The 14,730-nt window shown below is 67.8% G+C and carries 11 protein-coding genes; 5 read left to right on the top strand and 6 right to left on the bottom strand.

The genetic code is table 11. The features are described from left to right. The first annotated feature begins 38 nt into the window (after positions 1 to 38). The 3 genes from accD (at position 39) to IF803_RS14715 (ending at position 3,109) form a co-directional block, all read left to right on the top strand. Entirely contained in the window at positions 39 to 980 is a 942-nt protein-coding gene (gene accD / locus IF803_RS14725) for an acetyl-CoA carboxylase, carboxyltransferase subunit beta (RefSeq protein WP_028341700.1), read from the top strand. A 95-nt stretch (positions 981 to 1,075) separates the two neighbouring features. Then, positions 1,076 to 2,320, top strand: coding sequence for a bifunctional folylpolyglutamate synthase/dihydrofolate synthase (locus tag IF803_RS14720; protein WP_245288769.1), 1,245 nt, complete (start codon positions 1,076 to 1,078; stop codon positions 2,318 to 2,320). A 48-nt stretch (positions 2,321 to 2,368) separates the two neighbouring features. Then, entirely contained in the window at positions 2,369 to 3,109 is a 741-nt protein-coding gene (locus IF803_RS14715) for a metallophosphoesterase family protein (protein WP_461192611.1), read from the top strand. 157 nt (positions 3,110 to 3,266) lie between these two features. Here the strand turns inward: IF803_RS14715 and trxA are convergent, their stop codons facing one another. The 4 genes from trxA to IF803_RS14695 all read right to left on the bottom strand — a co-directional run bounded on the left by trxA (position 3,267) and on the right by IF803_RS14695 (position 11,527). Continuing rightward, complete coding sequence (trxA, locus tag IF803_RS14710) at positions 3,267 to 3,587, bottom strand: thioredoxin (RefSeq protein ID WP_016847387.1); 321 nt, start codon at positions 3,585 to 3,587, stop codon at positions 3,267 to 3,269. 114 nt (positions 3,588 to 3,701) lie between these two features. Further along, a complete protein-coding gene (gene addA, locus IF803_RS14705) occupies positions 3,702 to 7,178 on the bottom strand; it encodes a double-strand break repair helicase AddA (protein WP_461192610.1) in 3,477 nt (1,158 codons plus the stop codon). After that, positions 7,172 to 10,318, bottom strand: a complete 3,147-nt coding sequence (addB, locus tag IF803_RS14700; RefSeq protein WP_461192609.1) for a double-strand break repair protein AddB — start codon at positions 10,316 to 10,318, stop codon at positions 7,172 to 7,174. Before addB ends, addA begins: the two co-directional genes overlap by 7 nt. 255 nt (positions 10,319 to 10,573) lie before the next feature. After that, a complete protein-coding gene (locus IF803_RS14695) occupies positions 10,574 to 11,527 on the bottom strand; it encodes a LysR family transcriptional regulator (protein ID WP_461192608.1) in 954 nt (317 codons plus the stop codon). 72 nt (positions 11,528 to 11,599) lie between these two features. Between IF803_RS14695 and IF803_RS14690 the strand changes: the two genes are divergently transcribed. Next, positions 11,600 to 12,508: a hypothetical protein gene (locus tag IF803_RS14690; RefSeq protein WP_461192607.1), complete on the top strand. Its 909-nt coding sequence runs from the start codon at positions 11,600 to 11,602 to the stop codon at positions 12,506 to 12,508. Next, entirely contained in the window at positions 12,505 to 13,518 is a 1,014-nt protein-coding gene (locus IF803_RS14685) for a DUF2891 domain-containing protein (RefSeq protein WP_461192606.1), read from the top strand. The genes IF803_RS14690 and IF803_RS14685 overlap by 4 nt, the downstream gene beginning before the upstream one ends. Positions 13,519 to 13,530: 12 nt before the next feature. On the opposite strand, the gene IF803_RS14680 is transcribed toward IF803_RS14685, so the two are convergent. Both IF803_RS14680 and IF803_RS14675 read right to left on the bottom strand, forming a co-directional pair. After that, positions 13,531 to 14,253, bottom strand: coding sequence for a nucleotidyltransferase family protein (locus IF803_RS14680; protein ID WP_212057997.1), 723 nt, complete (start codon positions 14,251 to 14,253; stop codon positions 13,531 to 13,533). Between the two features lie 125 nt (positions 14,254 to 14,378). Continuing rightward, on the bottom strand, positions 14,379 to 14,699 hold the full coding sequence (locus IF803_RS14675) for a PilZ domain-containing protein (RefSeq protein WP_028341691.1): 321 nt from the start codon (positions 14,697 to 14,699) through the stop codon (positions 14,379 to 14,381). Positions 14,700 to 14,730: the final 31 nt, after the last annotated feature.

The following is a 14,730-nucleotide window of genomic DNA, read 5'->3' as shown; positions in this document are numbered from 1 at the left end:
CAGCTGGTGCGGAACCGATCCGCATTTCGGAGCGAACCATGAATTGGCTCACCAACGTCGTCCGGCCGAAGATCCGCAACATCCTTCGGCGCGAGACGCCGGAAAACCTCTGGATCAAGTGTCCGGATTCCGGGCAGCTCGTGTTCTACAAGGACGTCGAGGCCAACCAGTTCGTCATCCCCGGCTCGAACTACCACATGCGCATGGGCGCGGTGGCCCGGCTGAAGTCGATCTTCGACAACGAGACCTGGTTCGACGTCGCGCTGCCCGAGGTGACGGCCGATCCGCTGAAATTCCGCGACGAGCGCAAATATGTCGACCGCATCAAGGACGCTCGCACCAAGACCGGGCTGAACGACGCGATCAAGGTCGGCTACGGCAAGCTCGAGGGCGCCGGCGTCGTGGTCGCGGTGCAGGATTTCGATTTCATGGGCGGCTCGCTCGGCATGGCCGCCGGTGAAGCGATGGTGCGCGGGCTCGAGCTCGCGGTCGAGAAGAAGTCGCCCTTCATCGTGTTCGCCGCATCCGGCGGCGCGCGGATGCAGGAAGGCATTCTGTCGCTGATGCAGATGCCGCGCACCACCGTCGGCGTGCAGATGCTGCGCGAGGCGCGCCAGCCCTACATCGTGGTGCTGACCAATCCGACCACCGGCGGTGTCACCGCGTCCTATGCGATGCTCGGCGACATCCAGATCGCCGAGCCCGGCGCGCTGATCGGCTTTGCCGGCGCGCGCGTGATCGAGCAGACCATCCGCGAAAAGCTGCCGGACGGCTTTCAGCGCGCCGAATATCTGCGCGAGCACGGTATGGTCGACATGGTGGTGCATCGCCACGAGATGAAGGCCACGCTGGCGCGGCTGTGCCGCCTGCTGACCAAGGCGCCGCCGCTCGAATCCGCATCGAAGCCCAAGGCCCCGGTCACCGAGCCGGCCCAGATCGTCACGGCGCCGGAGACGGTGCCGGCCGCGCCGCACGCGTGACCGCAAGCGCCGCCCCATCGCAGGCCTCGTTCGAGGCGTTGATCGCGCGGATATCGGCGCTGCATCCCAAGCGCATCGATCTCAGCCTCGATCGCATGCGTGGCCTAATGGAGCGGCTCGATCATCCCGAGCGCAAGCTGCCGCCGGTGATCCATGTCGCGGGCACCAACGGCAAGGGCTCGACCATCGCCTATCTGCGCGCGATCCTGGAGGCGTCGGGCCTGCGCGTGCACGTCTTCACCTCGCCCTATCTGGTGCGGATCAACGAATGCTACCGGCTGGGCGCCAAAGGCGGCGGCAAGCTCGTCGGTGACGATGAGCTGCGCGAGACGTTCGAGCACTGTGAGCGCGTCAACGGCGGCAATCCCATCACCATCTTCGAGATGGAAACGGCGGTGGCATTCTGCCTGTTCGCCAGGCATCCTGCCGATGTCGCGCTGCTCGAGGTCGGGCTCGGCGGCCGGCTCGATTCGACCAATGTGGTCGAGACGCCGCTCGCCTCGGTGATCGCGCCGGTCAGCATGGACCACATGGAATTCCTCGGCGACAATCTGACGGCGATCGCCGGTGAAAAGGCCGCGATCATCAAGCGCAAGGTGCCGGTGATCTCGGCCGAGCAGGCGCCGGATGCGATGGCCGTGATCGAGGCGCAGGCGAACCGCATGCGCGCGCCGCTACATGCGGCCGGCCAGCAATGGCATGTCGGCGTCGAGCGCGGCCGGCTGGTGTATCAAGACGAGCGCGGCCTGCTGGATCTCGCCGCGCCGAAACTGTTCGGCCGGCACCAGTTCGACAATGCGGGCCTCGCGATTGCGACGCTGCGCGCGATCGACAAGTTCAAACTCAACATCGCGGCCTTTGAAGCCGGCATCGTCAATGCGGAATGGCCGGCGCGAATGCAGCGGCTGGTTTCCGGCGCGCTCGTCGGCCAGGGGCCGCAGGGCTCCGAGGTCTGGCTCGACGGCGGGCACAATGCCGAGGGCGGCCGTGTCGCGGCCGCTGCGCTCGGCGATCTCGAGGAGCGCGTGTCGCGGCCGCTGGTCGTGATCGCAGGCATGATGGCCAACAAGGACGCCAATGCATTCCTCGCCAATTTTGCCGGACTGACCCGCCACATCATCGCGGTCCCGGTGCCCGGCCGCGACAACGGCATGGCGCCGGACAGATTAGCCGACGCCGCGCGAGCGCTCGGCATGCGGGTCGAGATCGCTGATGGCGTCGCCGCCGCGCTGCAACGGCTTGCGATGCTGGCCTATGAGGTGCCGCCGCGCATCCTGATCACGGGCTCGCTGTATCTGGCCGGCCCGGTGCTTGCGGCCAACGGCACGCCTCCTGCATAAGTGGTCGCGCGTCCCGGATGCGGTGCGCATGAGGGAGGACGAGACACCATGCGTTTTGCTGCGATCGCCGACATCCACGGCAACCATCTCGCGCTCGAAGCCGTGCTGTCGGACATCCGCGCGCAGGGAATTCGGGACATCGTCGACCTCGGCGACATGGTGAGCGGGCCGCTCGACGCCAGGCCGACGATCGACATGCTGATGGCGCTCGATGCGGTCCATCTGCTCGGCAATCACGACCGCTATCTGATCGACCGTCCGCACGACAAAATGGGCTCCTGGGAGCGGCTGACCTATACCCAGCTCGAGCCGCGGCATCTCGACTGGCTGCGCACGCTGCCGGCGAATGCGGTCTATCGCGACGAGGTTTTCCTCTGTCATGCAACGCCCCAAGATGACGAGACCTACTGGCTCGAGACGGTATTGCCGGGCGGCGAAGTCTGCATGTCCTCGCTGGAATCGATCGAGGCAAGGGCCGCCGGCGTGGGGCAGCCGCTGATCCTCTGCGCACACACGCATACTGCGCGCGCCGTGCGACTTCGCGACGGCCGGTTGATCGTCAATCCCGGCAGCGTCGGCTCGCCCGGCTATCGCGTCGGCAAGCCGCGTCCGCATGTCGTGGAGGCCGGTTCGCCCGATGCGCGCTATGCGATCCTCGAGCAGGTCGATGGTGGCTGGGACGTGACCTTCCGTCACATCTCCTACGACCACGCGGCAATGGCGGCGCTGGCGCGCCAGCACGGCCAGGCCGAACTCGCCTCGGCGCTGGCGACCGGATGGATTCGGTAATCCGTAGCCCGGATGGAGCGAAGCGAAATCCGGGACCGCGACATCCGCGGACGCGGCATTCCCGGATTGCGCTGCGCTCCATCCGGGCTACGAAGCGCGCAAACAAAACGGCCGGCTTATCGCCGGCCGTTCCGCAAATCAGCTAATTCGAAACGGATCAGACCGCAGCGGTGATCCACTGCTGCAGCTTGGCCTTCGGAGCGGCGCCGACCTGACGGGACGCCATCTCGCCGCCCTTGAAGATCATCAGGGTCGGGATCGACATCACGCCATACTTCGACGCGGTCTTCGGGCTCTCGTCGACGTTGAGCTTCACGATCTTGACCTTGTCGCCCATCGCGCCGGAAATCTCATCGAGAGCGGGCGCGATCATGCGGCAGGGGCCGCACCACTCGGCCCAGAAGTCGACGACCACCGGCCCGGTCGCCTTGAGCACTTCGGCTTCGAAATCGGCGTCAGAAACCTTGCCAACGGCCATGTGAGTACCTCGTTCGGTTGAGACAAAAGGGCGGTTGAGAATCGCGCCCGGGAGCATGGGTCAAACCTATGAACGCCCCCTTGCCGGGTCAAGGTTGCTCACGCCGACATGAACTTATGCCAGGGCGGCGTCCAGCGCGGAGGCGGAAATCTCCATGATTTCAGTCGTTTCGGTCCAGAGCAGGGCGGCCCGCACGGGCAGCTGGGGATAAAGCTTCGCCAGCACCGCGCGGTACAGCGCGAGCTGCCGGACATAGCCCCGCGGCGCCCCGGCGGCGGTCCTGGGCGGGGCATGATTGGTCTTGAAATCGACGATCAGGACATGGCTAGGGGTCACCACCAGGCGGTCGATCTGGCCCGAGACCAGCGCCTTCGGCTGGCCCGGCCGCTCCAGCCGCCCGACGATCGAGACCTCCGCGCGGCTGCCGGGCGCGAACACGGCGGCGAAGCGCGGATCGCCGATCAGGGCGAGCACCTGATCCGCGAGCGCGGCCTGCTCCTGTTCGCTCCAGCCGTCGGCATTGCGCGCGAGGAAGCCGAGCGCGGCGGCGCGCCGCCGCTCGAGGGCCACGTCGGGCAGCGATTGCAGCAGGCGATGCACCAGCGTGCCGCGTTGCAGGGCGCGGGCGCGCAGCAGCACCGATTCGCCGGTTCGGATCGGATGGCTGTCGTCATCAGCCGGATCGGACGGACGCAGCATGCCCGCCGCTGATGCTTCCGGTGCGGCCGGTGCACGCAGCCAGGACGGCAACACGATCGGCACCGCGGCCGCCGACGCAGTCGCACCGGTGAGATCGGCGACGTCGTCCGGCCGCGAATAGCGCATCACCTTGCCGGCCGGGGTCTCGATCTCTTCGAGCTTCAGCCCGGAATTGGCGAGCCCCCTGGTGATCAGATCGTACCAGGACGATTTCCGCACCGTGTTCATGTTGCCCGGCATGCAGCCGCCGACGATCAGCCGATCGGCGGCACGGGTCATCGCGACATAGAGCAGGCGGCGATACTCGTCCTCGGTGTCGCCGAGCATCGCCTTGCGCGCATCGGCGACGCCGGGCGGATCCTCGGCCTTCTTGCCGGCCCACACCACGACGCCGGGCGCGTTCGGCGCGGCATTGCCTTGCGGCAGATGGATCAGCCGCAGCCGCTGCGTGTCCGACGGCGAGGTCGTGGTGTCGACCAGGAACACCACCGATGCCTCGAGGCCCTTGGCGCCGTGCACGGTCATGACGCGGACCTCGTCGCGCGAAATCTCCATGTCGCGCTTCACCTCGGTGTCGGCGGCGCGCAGCCAGGCGACGAAGCCCTGCAGCGAGGCCGGCGCCTTGCGCTCATAGCTCAGCGCAAGCTCGAGGAATTCGTCGAGCGCGTCGTTGGCCTCATGGCCGAGCCGGCGCAGGATGCGCGCCCGCCCGCCGTCGCCGCCGAGCAGCCAGGCGTAGAACGCGAACGGCGTCTCCTGGGTGAAGCGGCGCTCGCATTGTTCGAAACGGCGCAGCGCGGCCGAGAATCGCTCATCGGTCGGTGCCTGCGCGGCCAGTGCCTCGCGCAGCGAGCCGCGACGCTGGTACGCCAGCTTGAACAAATCGTCGTCGTCGAGGCCGAACAGCGGGCTCTTCAGCGCCACCGCCAGCGCGAGATCGTCCTGCGGCAGCAGCAGCGCATCGGCGAGGTTCATCAGGTCGATGATCGCGATGTGCTCGGTCAGCTTCAACCGGTCGGCGCCGGCGACCGGGATGCCTGCGTGCTTCAGCGCCTGGATCACCGCGTCGAAGGCGTTGCCGCGCCGCCGCACCAGGATCAGCATGTCGCCGTAGCTGAGCGGCCGCCGTCCGCCGGCGCTGCCCGTCATGGTGCCGCTGGCAACGAGGCGCTTGATCTCGGCCTGGATGCGCCTTGCCAGCTTCACCTCGGGGCTGGTCACCGAGACACCGTCGAACGGCGCGCGCCAGCCCTCGATGTCCTGGCGATCGTCGGCGACCGCGAGATCCCAGAGCTCGATCAGGCTGGGGCCGGCGTCAGTCATCGCATTGTGGATCGGGTAGCCGTTCTCGACCGCATGGATGCTGCGGAAGATCTCCTGTTCGCGGAACACATGGTCGACCGAGTGCAGGATCACCGGCCCCGAGCGGAACGAATAGGTGAACGACACCGGGTCGAATTTCAGCCCGGCTTCCTCGAACCGCCGCTTCAACTCGCGCCGGCGCAGGTCGAATTCGCGCGGCGCCGCGCCCTGGAACGAGAAGATCGACTGCTTCTCGTCGCCGACCGCGAACACGGTGCGCACCAGGCCGTCGCGCGCGCCGGCGCCGGAGGTGAATTCCGAGATGATGTGCGCGACAATGTCCCATTGCCGCGGGCTCGTATCCTGCGCCTCGTCGATCAGCACGTGATCGACGCCGCGGTCGAGCTTGTAATGCACCCAGCCCGAAGAGACGCGGTCGAGCATCGCCAGCGTCTTGTCGATCAAATCGTCATAGTCGAGCAGGCCACGCTCCAGCTTCTCGCGCCGGTAATGCGCTGCGGCCGCGGTCGCGATGTGGATCAGCGCCTCGGTGCGGTCGCGCGCGACCACGGCGCGGCGGCGTTCGATCAGGGGACCGAGACGGTCGATCTCCGCCTCGAACCGATGGCCTGCGACCGGATTCTTCTTGATGAAATTGTTGGTGACGACAGACGCGCGCGGCGCGCGGTCGTCGGTCAGGAAGACGCCGAGATATTCCTCGACCTGGGCTGCACCGGTGAAGGTCAGCGCGGCCCGCAGTCGCTCGGCCTGCTTCTGATCCGCCTTGCTGCTGGTGTCGAGCAGCGTCGCCATTTCTTTCCAGCTCGACCGCGGCAGATTCGGCCCGTCGACGATCTCGCGCTCGACATCCTCGATGCGAATGTCGGCGGAGACGCCGAGCGCGGCCGACATCTGAGCGGCGGCGGCCGCGGCGTTGCCGGCGGCATCGGTCCAGGCCATGAAATGGTCGCGGCTGAGGCAGGCCTCGCGGACCACCTCCTTGAAAGTGACGTCGGCGGCATTTGCCATCGCCGTCCGCAGCGCGCGGCCGATGGGACTGTCGGGAATCCGCGACGCCTCGAGGAACACCGCGAGATTGGCGCGCTCCATCATCTCGTTCTGGTCGCGGTCATCGAGCACGGCAAAGCGCGCCGGCACATTGGCCTCGAACGGAAACTGTTGCAGCAGGCGGGTGCACAGCGCGTGGATGGTCTGCACCTTCAAGCCGCCTGGCGTCTCCAGCGCGCAGGCAAACAGCTTGCGCGCCTCGCGTCGCAATGTGGCGGAAGGGTGAGCGATACCGGCCTCGCGGATCGCGGCGTCGAGCCCGGTGTCGTCGAGCGTCACCCAATGGCCGAGCGTCGTGAACACGCGCTCGGCCATGTTCGCCGCGGCCGCCTTGGTGAAGGTGATGCAAAGGATCTTTTCCGGCGGCACGCCTGACAGCAGCAGGCGGATCACGCGCTGCACCAGCACATGCGTCTTGCCCGAGCCGGCATTGGCCGACACGAAGGTCGACGCTTTCGGATCGGACGCGCGCGCCTGCGCGTCGCGCACGGCAGGCGGGATGGGCCTGATCGCCTTCACCATTCCTCGATCCCCAGGCCGCCGGCGGCCGACCATTCCTTGATGCGTGCGAGGTCGTCATAGGCGCCGTAGCGGTTCGCCCACATCGAGAGGTTCAGCGAGGTGTAGGCCTGCTGCTCGTCGTCGAAGGCGCGGATCAGGGCTTCGAGCTTGCGCCGCGCGCTGTCGGCGGCCTCGTCGGGCGGCTGCGGCGTGTCGCTGGTCTTGATCTTCAGCTCCAGCGAACGCTGCTCGCCCGGCGGGTTGTTGCCGCTCAGCCTGACATAGACGAGGTCGCCGACCGAGGAGTCCGCTGGAATCTCGGCGAAGCCGCCCTCGCGCAGGATCGCGGCTTCCAGCGTCAGCTGCGGCGACAGGCCCATGCGCACCTGCTTGCCGGTCGGCGGCTGGCCGGTCTTGTAGTCGAGGATCGCAAAGCTGCCGTCGTCGCGCCGTTCGATCCGGTCGGCACGCGCCGAGAGGGTGAAGGTCCTGGCGTCGTCGAGCGGAATGCCGATCTCGCCGCGGATTTCGGCCTTGATCGCAGCAATATTGCCGCGCCGGGCCTGCTCCCATTCGGCAAACCATCCGGCGATGCGCTGGAAGCGCGGCCACCACAGCGCCCGCGCCTCGGGCCGCTCCATCAGCGGCGCAAAATATTTGGCCCCGATCTCGCGCAGCGTGCGCAGGGTGTCGGCGGGCAGCGCATCGGAATAGACTTGGGTGAACTCGCCGAGCGCCTCGTGAATCGCCGAGCCGCGATCGGCCGCCGACAGCGGCATGTCGACGGGGTCGAGCGGATCGAGCTTGAGGATGTAGCGCGCGTAGATCGTGTAGGGATCGCGCAGCCAGTCCTCGATCGCGGTGACGGACATTTTCAGCGGCCGTGCTTCGCGCGGCGGCCGCGGCTCCGGCTGCGGGATCGGCTCGACCTTGTCGGGCCGGTCGAGCTCGGCGGCATATTGCACGTAGATTTCGCCGGCCGATGTCGCGGCCTTCCAGCGCGCCTCGCCGGCAACCGCTTCGAGCCGGTGCAGGAACCGCGAGGCGACCGCCGGCGCGCCGCCGACCTTTGCGGCGTGGGTGAGGATCACCTCGTCATGGCCGAGCAGCTGCGCAAAGTCGTGCGCGGACAGGCCGATGCGCCGCTCGGGAAGATCGAGCCCGAGCTCGTGCCGCATCGGCCGGCTCAGCCAGGGATCGATCCGCGGCGCCGGCGGCCAGACGCCCTCGACCAGGCCGCCGAGGATGACGCGATCGGATTCGGTGAGACGGGCTTCGAGCTGGCCGAAGATGTTGAGTTGCGCGCGCGCCGATTCCGGCCGCCGCACCATGCGGTCGGCGAACGCGGTCTGGAACACCTCGGGATAATCGGCGAGCGGCGTCATCAGCCCACTCGGCTGCTGCTTGGCGAGCAGCTCGTCGAACGCGGACGCCAGCGCCGCACCGGCGCGCTCCTCGAACACGACAGCAACGCCGTTCCGGTCGCCGGACAGTGCGATCAGCGCCTCGCGGTGGCGCGCCGCCAACTCCGCGAAGTCGTAGGGCTTTGACGACGCCATGCCTTCGAGCGGCGCCAGCGCCGCCTGTAATTTGGCGATCAGGCCCTCGGCCTGGTTGAGCTCGTTGTCGCGCAGCCGGGCGCGCGGCTCCATGGCGTGCAGCGACGAGGTCTCGCCGCCGTGCAGCTTGACCAGCTCGGCGCGGAAGCGCGCGAAGTCGCGCGCGAGACCGCCGGTCCCGGCTTGCGGCCGCGTGCCGCGCAGCAGCGCGATCTCCAGCACCTCGATCGCGCGCCGCAACGCCCCATGCGAACCGCCGAGCCGGAACAGCGGATGCTTGAGCAGCGCGAGCAATGTCGGTGGCTCCAGCCCCTTGGCCGCAGCCTCCGCGGCGAGGCGGGCGAACACGCCGGCCGGCGTTTCCATCAGTGCATCGCCGCCGGAATCATCGAACTCGAGATTCCAGCGCGTCAGCGACGCCATCACGCGGCGCGCCAGCGCGCGATCCGGCGTCACCAGCGCGGCCGACTTGCCGAGATGCCGCGCCTCGCGCATCGCGACCGCGATCGCCAGCGCCTCCATTTCCGGATTGGGCGCCTCGACCACGGTGAGATTGGTCATCCCGGCGGAAATCCGCGCCACGATCTCCGGCCGTTCCAGCCGGTCGTGCCACTGCGCGGTCGCGGTCGAGGGACGCATCGTCTCCGACACCAGCACCTCGCGGCCGAACGGCGCGGGCTCGGCAAGGCTCTCGACGTCGCGGCGCTTGATGCCGAAGCGGTCGAGCAAAGCGTGCATCGCGAATTGCGGATGGTTCGACGAGGGCGGCGTGGTGAACCTGCCGTCGTCGCCGCGCTCGCCGCCGATCGTGTCCCAGGAGTCCTCGTCGAGATCGGTGTCGAGCCCGGGCAGCACCACGGCGCCGTTCGGCAGCTTCGCCACCGCGTGCAGGAATTTCGCCGTCGCCGGCATCGAGCCGGTCGAACCGGCGGCGATCACCGGGCCCGCGTGATGCGCGGTCAGCCGCGCCGCTTCCGCCTCGATCAGGAGATCGCGGCGCGCCGCGGGCTCGATCCGGCCGATCTCCTTGAGGTAGTTCGGCCAGGCGTCGCGCGCGATGCGCAGGAAGTCGAGCGAGTGCTGCCAATATTTGTCGAGCTGGTCCGGCACCAGGCGGTCGAGCGCGCGCCAGTCGACGCCGCGCGTCACCATGTCGTCCATCAGCCGCGCCAGATCGCCGGCGAGTTGCAGGGTCGAGGCCGGGCCGCCGACCACCAGCGGCGCCGACACCGGCGTCTTCGCCCAGGCCGCGACCAGATGCGCGAGGGTCATCCGGCGCTCGAGTTCGCCGAGCCTTGGCGGAATCTCCAACGGCGCGGCGCCGCCGACATCCTCGCTTTGGTCCGCGAAGGCGAGTTCGTCCTCATCGATGTCGCCAAGCGCGACGATGCGCGGCAGCACGGCGGCGTCGGACTGGAGCACATCGAGGAAGATTTCCCGCGCCAGCCGTCCGGCACGGCGGGTCGGCAGATACAGCGTGGCGTTGGCGAGCCTTGCCGGATCGCTCTGCGCCTCGAATCCGGCGACCAGCCGGCCATCGACCAGCGCCGAGATGACGGTGCGCAGGAACGGCGCAGAAACGGGAACACTGAAGACGCGCATGGGCTGCCTGATTCGAATCCGGCGCCAATATAGGGAGCGGCGGCCGTCGTTAGCCACCCCTCCCGATCAACGTCAGGGCTATCGCATATGAGCTCGGTCGCTCCACAAACTCGTCATGCCCGGGTTTGTCCCGGGCATCCACGTCTTTGTTTCCAGGCGAAGAAAGACGTGGATGGCCGGGACAAGCCCGGCCATGACGGTGCGGACAAATCCATTTCCTCCCATATGCGATAGCCCTGCGGTCAACGTCACCGCTCAATATCGCAATCGACCGGCGCAGCGATCGACGGCATCCAGGAACCAGCGCAGCGCCGGATCGCGGGCGGCGCGGCTTGGGTGGATCAGGTCGATCGCGAAGGCGGGGATGTCGATCGGCGGTGCGACGACGGCAATGTCGGCAAGGTGCGTGAAGCGCCGGGCGACGCGCTCGGCCATCGTGGCGATGAGATCGGTGCCGGCCACGGCGAACGGAACGGCCACCACATGCGCGAGCGTCACCGCCACCCGTCGCTTCAGTCCATGGCGCGCCAGCAGCGCGTCGATCACGCTCGGCAGGCCATCGCCGCCGGCCGCCGAGAACAGCGCGTGCGGCAGGGCCGCGTAATCTTTCAGATCGAGGCGCTCCGATCGGTTCGTGCGTGCATCGCGGACGCAGACAAAGCGTTCCTCGAATAGCCGGTGCCGGACACAGCGCGGCGACTCCGGCAGGTGCCCGCCGATCAGCGCATCGAGTTCACCGCGCTCCAGCTTCGCCAGCGCCACCGTCGCATCGGTGAGCGGGCGCACGGCAAGGTCAATGCCGGGCGCTTCGATGCGCAGTAGTCGGGTCAGTTCCGGCACCACAACGAGATCGCCGTAGTCGGTCGCGGCGATGGTGATGCGCCGTCGCGCGATCGCCGGATCGAAGCCCTGATCGGGCACCAACGCGCTCCGGATTTGCCGCAGCGCTTCGCCGATCGGCCCGGCCAGCGCCAGCGCCTTTTCGGTCGGCTGCATGCCCGCGCCGGCACGCAGGAACAGTTCGTCCGCAAACAGCGCACGCAGCCGCCGCAACGCGCTGCTCATGGACGGCTGGGCGAGCCCGATGCGCTCGGCCGCCCGGGTGACGTGGCGCTCCTCCATCAGCGCCTCGAAGGCGACCAGCAGGTTGAGATCGATGGCAGCTAAATTCATCGTAACAATAGTGCCTATAAGAATAATCGATTTCAACAATGATTTGCCCGGGCCTATGCTCGTTGGCCGGACATCACGACGGGACCTAGGAATTTGGCGAGATTTGCGATGCTGGTGCCGCGCGGGCCGACACTGCTGATCATCGGCGTGCTGGCAGGATTGGCTTTCCCTGCCTTGGCGGATGGCGTGCGCCCGCTGATGGCGGCGGCGATCTTCGTTCTGGTGCTCGGCACCTTTCTCCAGGTCGACGGGACGGCGTTCCGGCGCGCATTGCGGCGGCCGCTGGTCTGGCTGCTGTTGCCGGCGCTCGCCATGCTGGCGAGCCCGCTTGCCGTCGGCTTCGCGGCGCGCGGCGCTGGCTTTCGACCCGAGCTGATCGTCGCATTGGTGCTGTCGGTGTGTGCGCCGCCGTCGAGCGGTACGGCGGCCGTCGCGCGCATGCTCGGCTTCGACGCGACCATTCCGCTCGTCGTGACGCTGCTGTCGATGGCGCTGGCGCCGGTCACCGTGCCGCTGATCGCCGCGGGATTTGCCGATCTCGCGCTCGATCCGCTGGCGCTTGCGACGCGGCTGGCGCTGCTGGTCGGCGCCGCCGGCGCGCTGGCGTTGCTGCTGCGCAATCAGGCCGCTGCACGATTGGCGCAGCACGCGCGCATCATCGACGCGCTCGTGCTCGCCTCGCTGCTGCTGTTCGCGATCGCCACCATGGCCGGGGTGCGCACTCAGATCGAAGCGCAACCGGCCGCCGCGTTCACCTGCGTCGGCCTTGCCTTCGTCTGCAATCTTGCCCTGCAATTGTGTGGCGCGCTGCTCACGCCGGGCAATCTGGCTGTACGGCTGACCAGCGGCCTCATTCTCGGCAACCGCAATGTCGGACTGGTCTGGTCGGCGATGGGCGCTGCGGTGTCGCCGATGACGGCGTTGTTCTTCGCCGCCACGCAGTTTCCGATCTATATGACGCCGCGGCTGATCGAGATGCTTGTTCGCCGCGAGCGCAAGGAGAATGCCTCACCATGAGCGCGACGATCCTGACCGAAGAGCTCGCCGTCCGCTTCGCGCGCATCGCGCTGGGCCATGTCACGCGCGAATATCCGAACAAGCCGGATCACGTGCTGGCGGGGCCGCAGGACGCGCGCACGCCGCGCGAGCTGCATCCGGTGTTCTTCGGCAGCTACGACTGGCACTCCTGCGTCCACAGCTACTGGATGCTTGCCCGGCTGCTGCGCCGCTATCCCTCATCCGGGGCGGCGGGCGATATCCGCGCGCTGTTCGACGCGCAGTTCGTTGCGGAGAAGGTCGCGGCGGAATGCAGCTATCTCGCCGCCCCGACCGCACGCGGCTTCAAGCGGCCTTACGGCTGGGGCTGGCTGTTGAAACTCGCGGCAGAGCTCTCGCTCCTCGAGAACAGCAGCTGGCACGACCGGATCGCTCCGCTTGCCGAGATCTTCGCGCAGCGCTACCGCGATTTCCTGCCGCTCGCCACCTATCCGGTGCGCGCCGGCACCCATTTCAACACCGCGTTCGGGCTGCGCATGGCAGCCGACTACGCCGCGGCGACACAGGACGATGCGTTCGGCGCGCTGTTGCGCGACACGGCGCTGCGCTGGTACGGCGCCGATCAGGATTGCCCTGCCTGGGGTGAGCCGAGCGGCGACGACTTCCAGTCGTCCGCGCTGATCGAAGCGGAGTGCATGCGCCGGCTGCTGGCGCCGGGTGACTTCCTGCCCTGGTTCGACCGCTTCCTGCCGCGGCTCGAACTGCGCGAACCGGCAACCCTGTTCCGACCTGCCACGGTCACCGATCGCACGGACGGCAAGCTGGCACATCTCGACGGGCTCAATCTCAGCCGCGCATGGTGCTGGCGGGCGCTGGCCGGTGCGTTGCCGGCGGCCGATACGCGCCGTCCGATCCTGCAGGATGCCGCGCGACGCCATCTCGACGCCGGCCTGCCGCATATCGCCAGCGACTATATGGGCGAACACTGGCTTGCGAGCTTCGCGGTGCTCGCGATCGACGCCGAGGGCTGACGACGGCTTTGCCTACGCGACGCTTTCCAGGTAGGCTTCTTCCGCAGCCTGGATCGCGTCGGGAGTCCCGACATGCATCCAGACGCCGTCGAGGCGCAGGCCGAACAGTCGCTCCTGCTCGTTGGCGCGGTCGAAGATCTTGGTCAGCGAGAACTCGCCGGCCGGCGCGTCGGCGAACAGCGCAGGCGACATGATCGCGGCGCCGGCATAGACGAACGGCACCACCTGATGCTCGCGCCGCTTGCGCAAGGCGCCATCCGGCAACATCGAATAGTCGCCGCGCCCGCCATAGCCGATGCTCGAGGCGGTCGGCGCCATCAGCAGCAGGATATCCATCCGCGCGGGATCGAAGGTTTCCGCGAGCCGCGCCAGATTGGAGCGCACGCCGTCGATCCACATCGTGTCGGCATTGAGATGGAAGAACGGCGCGTCGCCGAGCAGCGGCAGCGCCTTCACCACCGCGCCGCCAGTGCCGAGCACCTGGTCGCGCTCGTCGGAGATGATCACGCGCGGACGGCTGCGGGTCTTGACGTGCTCGATGATCTGGTCGGGCAAATAATGCACGTTCACGACGGCTTCGCTGACGCCGGCGCCGGCGAGCTTGTCGAGCACATGGTCGAGCAGCGGCTGGCCGGCGACGCTGACCAGCGGCTTCGGCATCGTGTTGGTCAGGGGGCGCATGCGGACGCCGAGGCCCGCAGCGAGCACCATGGCCTTATGGGGTGTGACGGGCATCTTCCGGATATTCTCGGTCATCATCTCTCATGCGCCGATCATATCACGGCGATTCGGCAAGCACATCAATCAGACGCCATAGTCATCGGACATGACGGCCGTAAGACGGCAATGACGACCCTGGCCTAGACGTCGGCAGCTTGCGTGCCGCGTTTGGCAGTTTTCTTCTTCTTGTCGCCTTGTTTGAGAAAGTTGACGCCGATCTGGTCGCCATTGACCCATGCCAGCTCGCAGCGGCGATAGGCCAATCCTGTGGACGACAGCAGCAGAAAGAACTCCTTCAGGTTCAGGCCCTCGACCGAGCCGTCGACGGAGAGCTTGGCGCCCGTCTCCGACACGTCTTCCATGGTGCAGTCGCGCCGCCAGGTGCCGTCGATGCCCATCATGTGCGCCGCTATGCCGCGCTCAAACGTGACACGATCGCCCTTGCGTCGTTCCGTCCCCATCGTGTGGTCCCGCTCCAGATCCGGCCGCGCC

It is taken from the genome of Bradyrhizobium sp. UFLA06-06 (assembly GCF_054820065.1).
The sequence above is the reverse complement of the archived record's forward strand: the minus strand, read 5'-3'. Positions and strand labels throughout refer to the sequence as shown.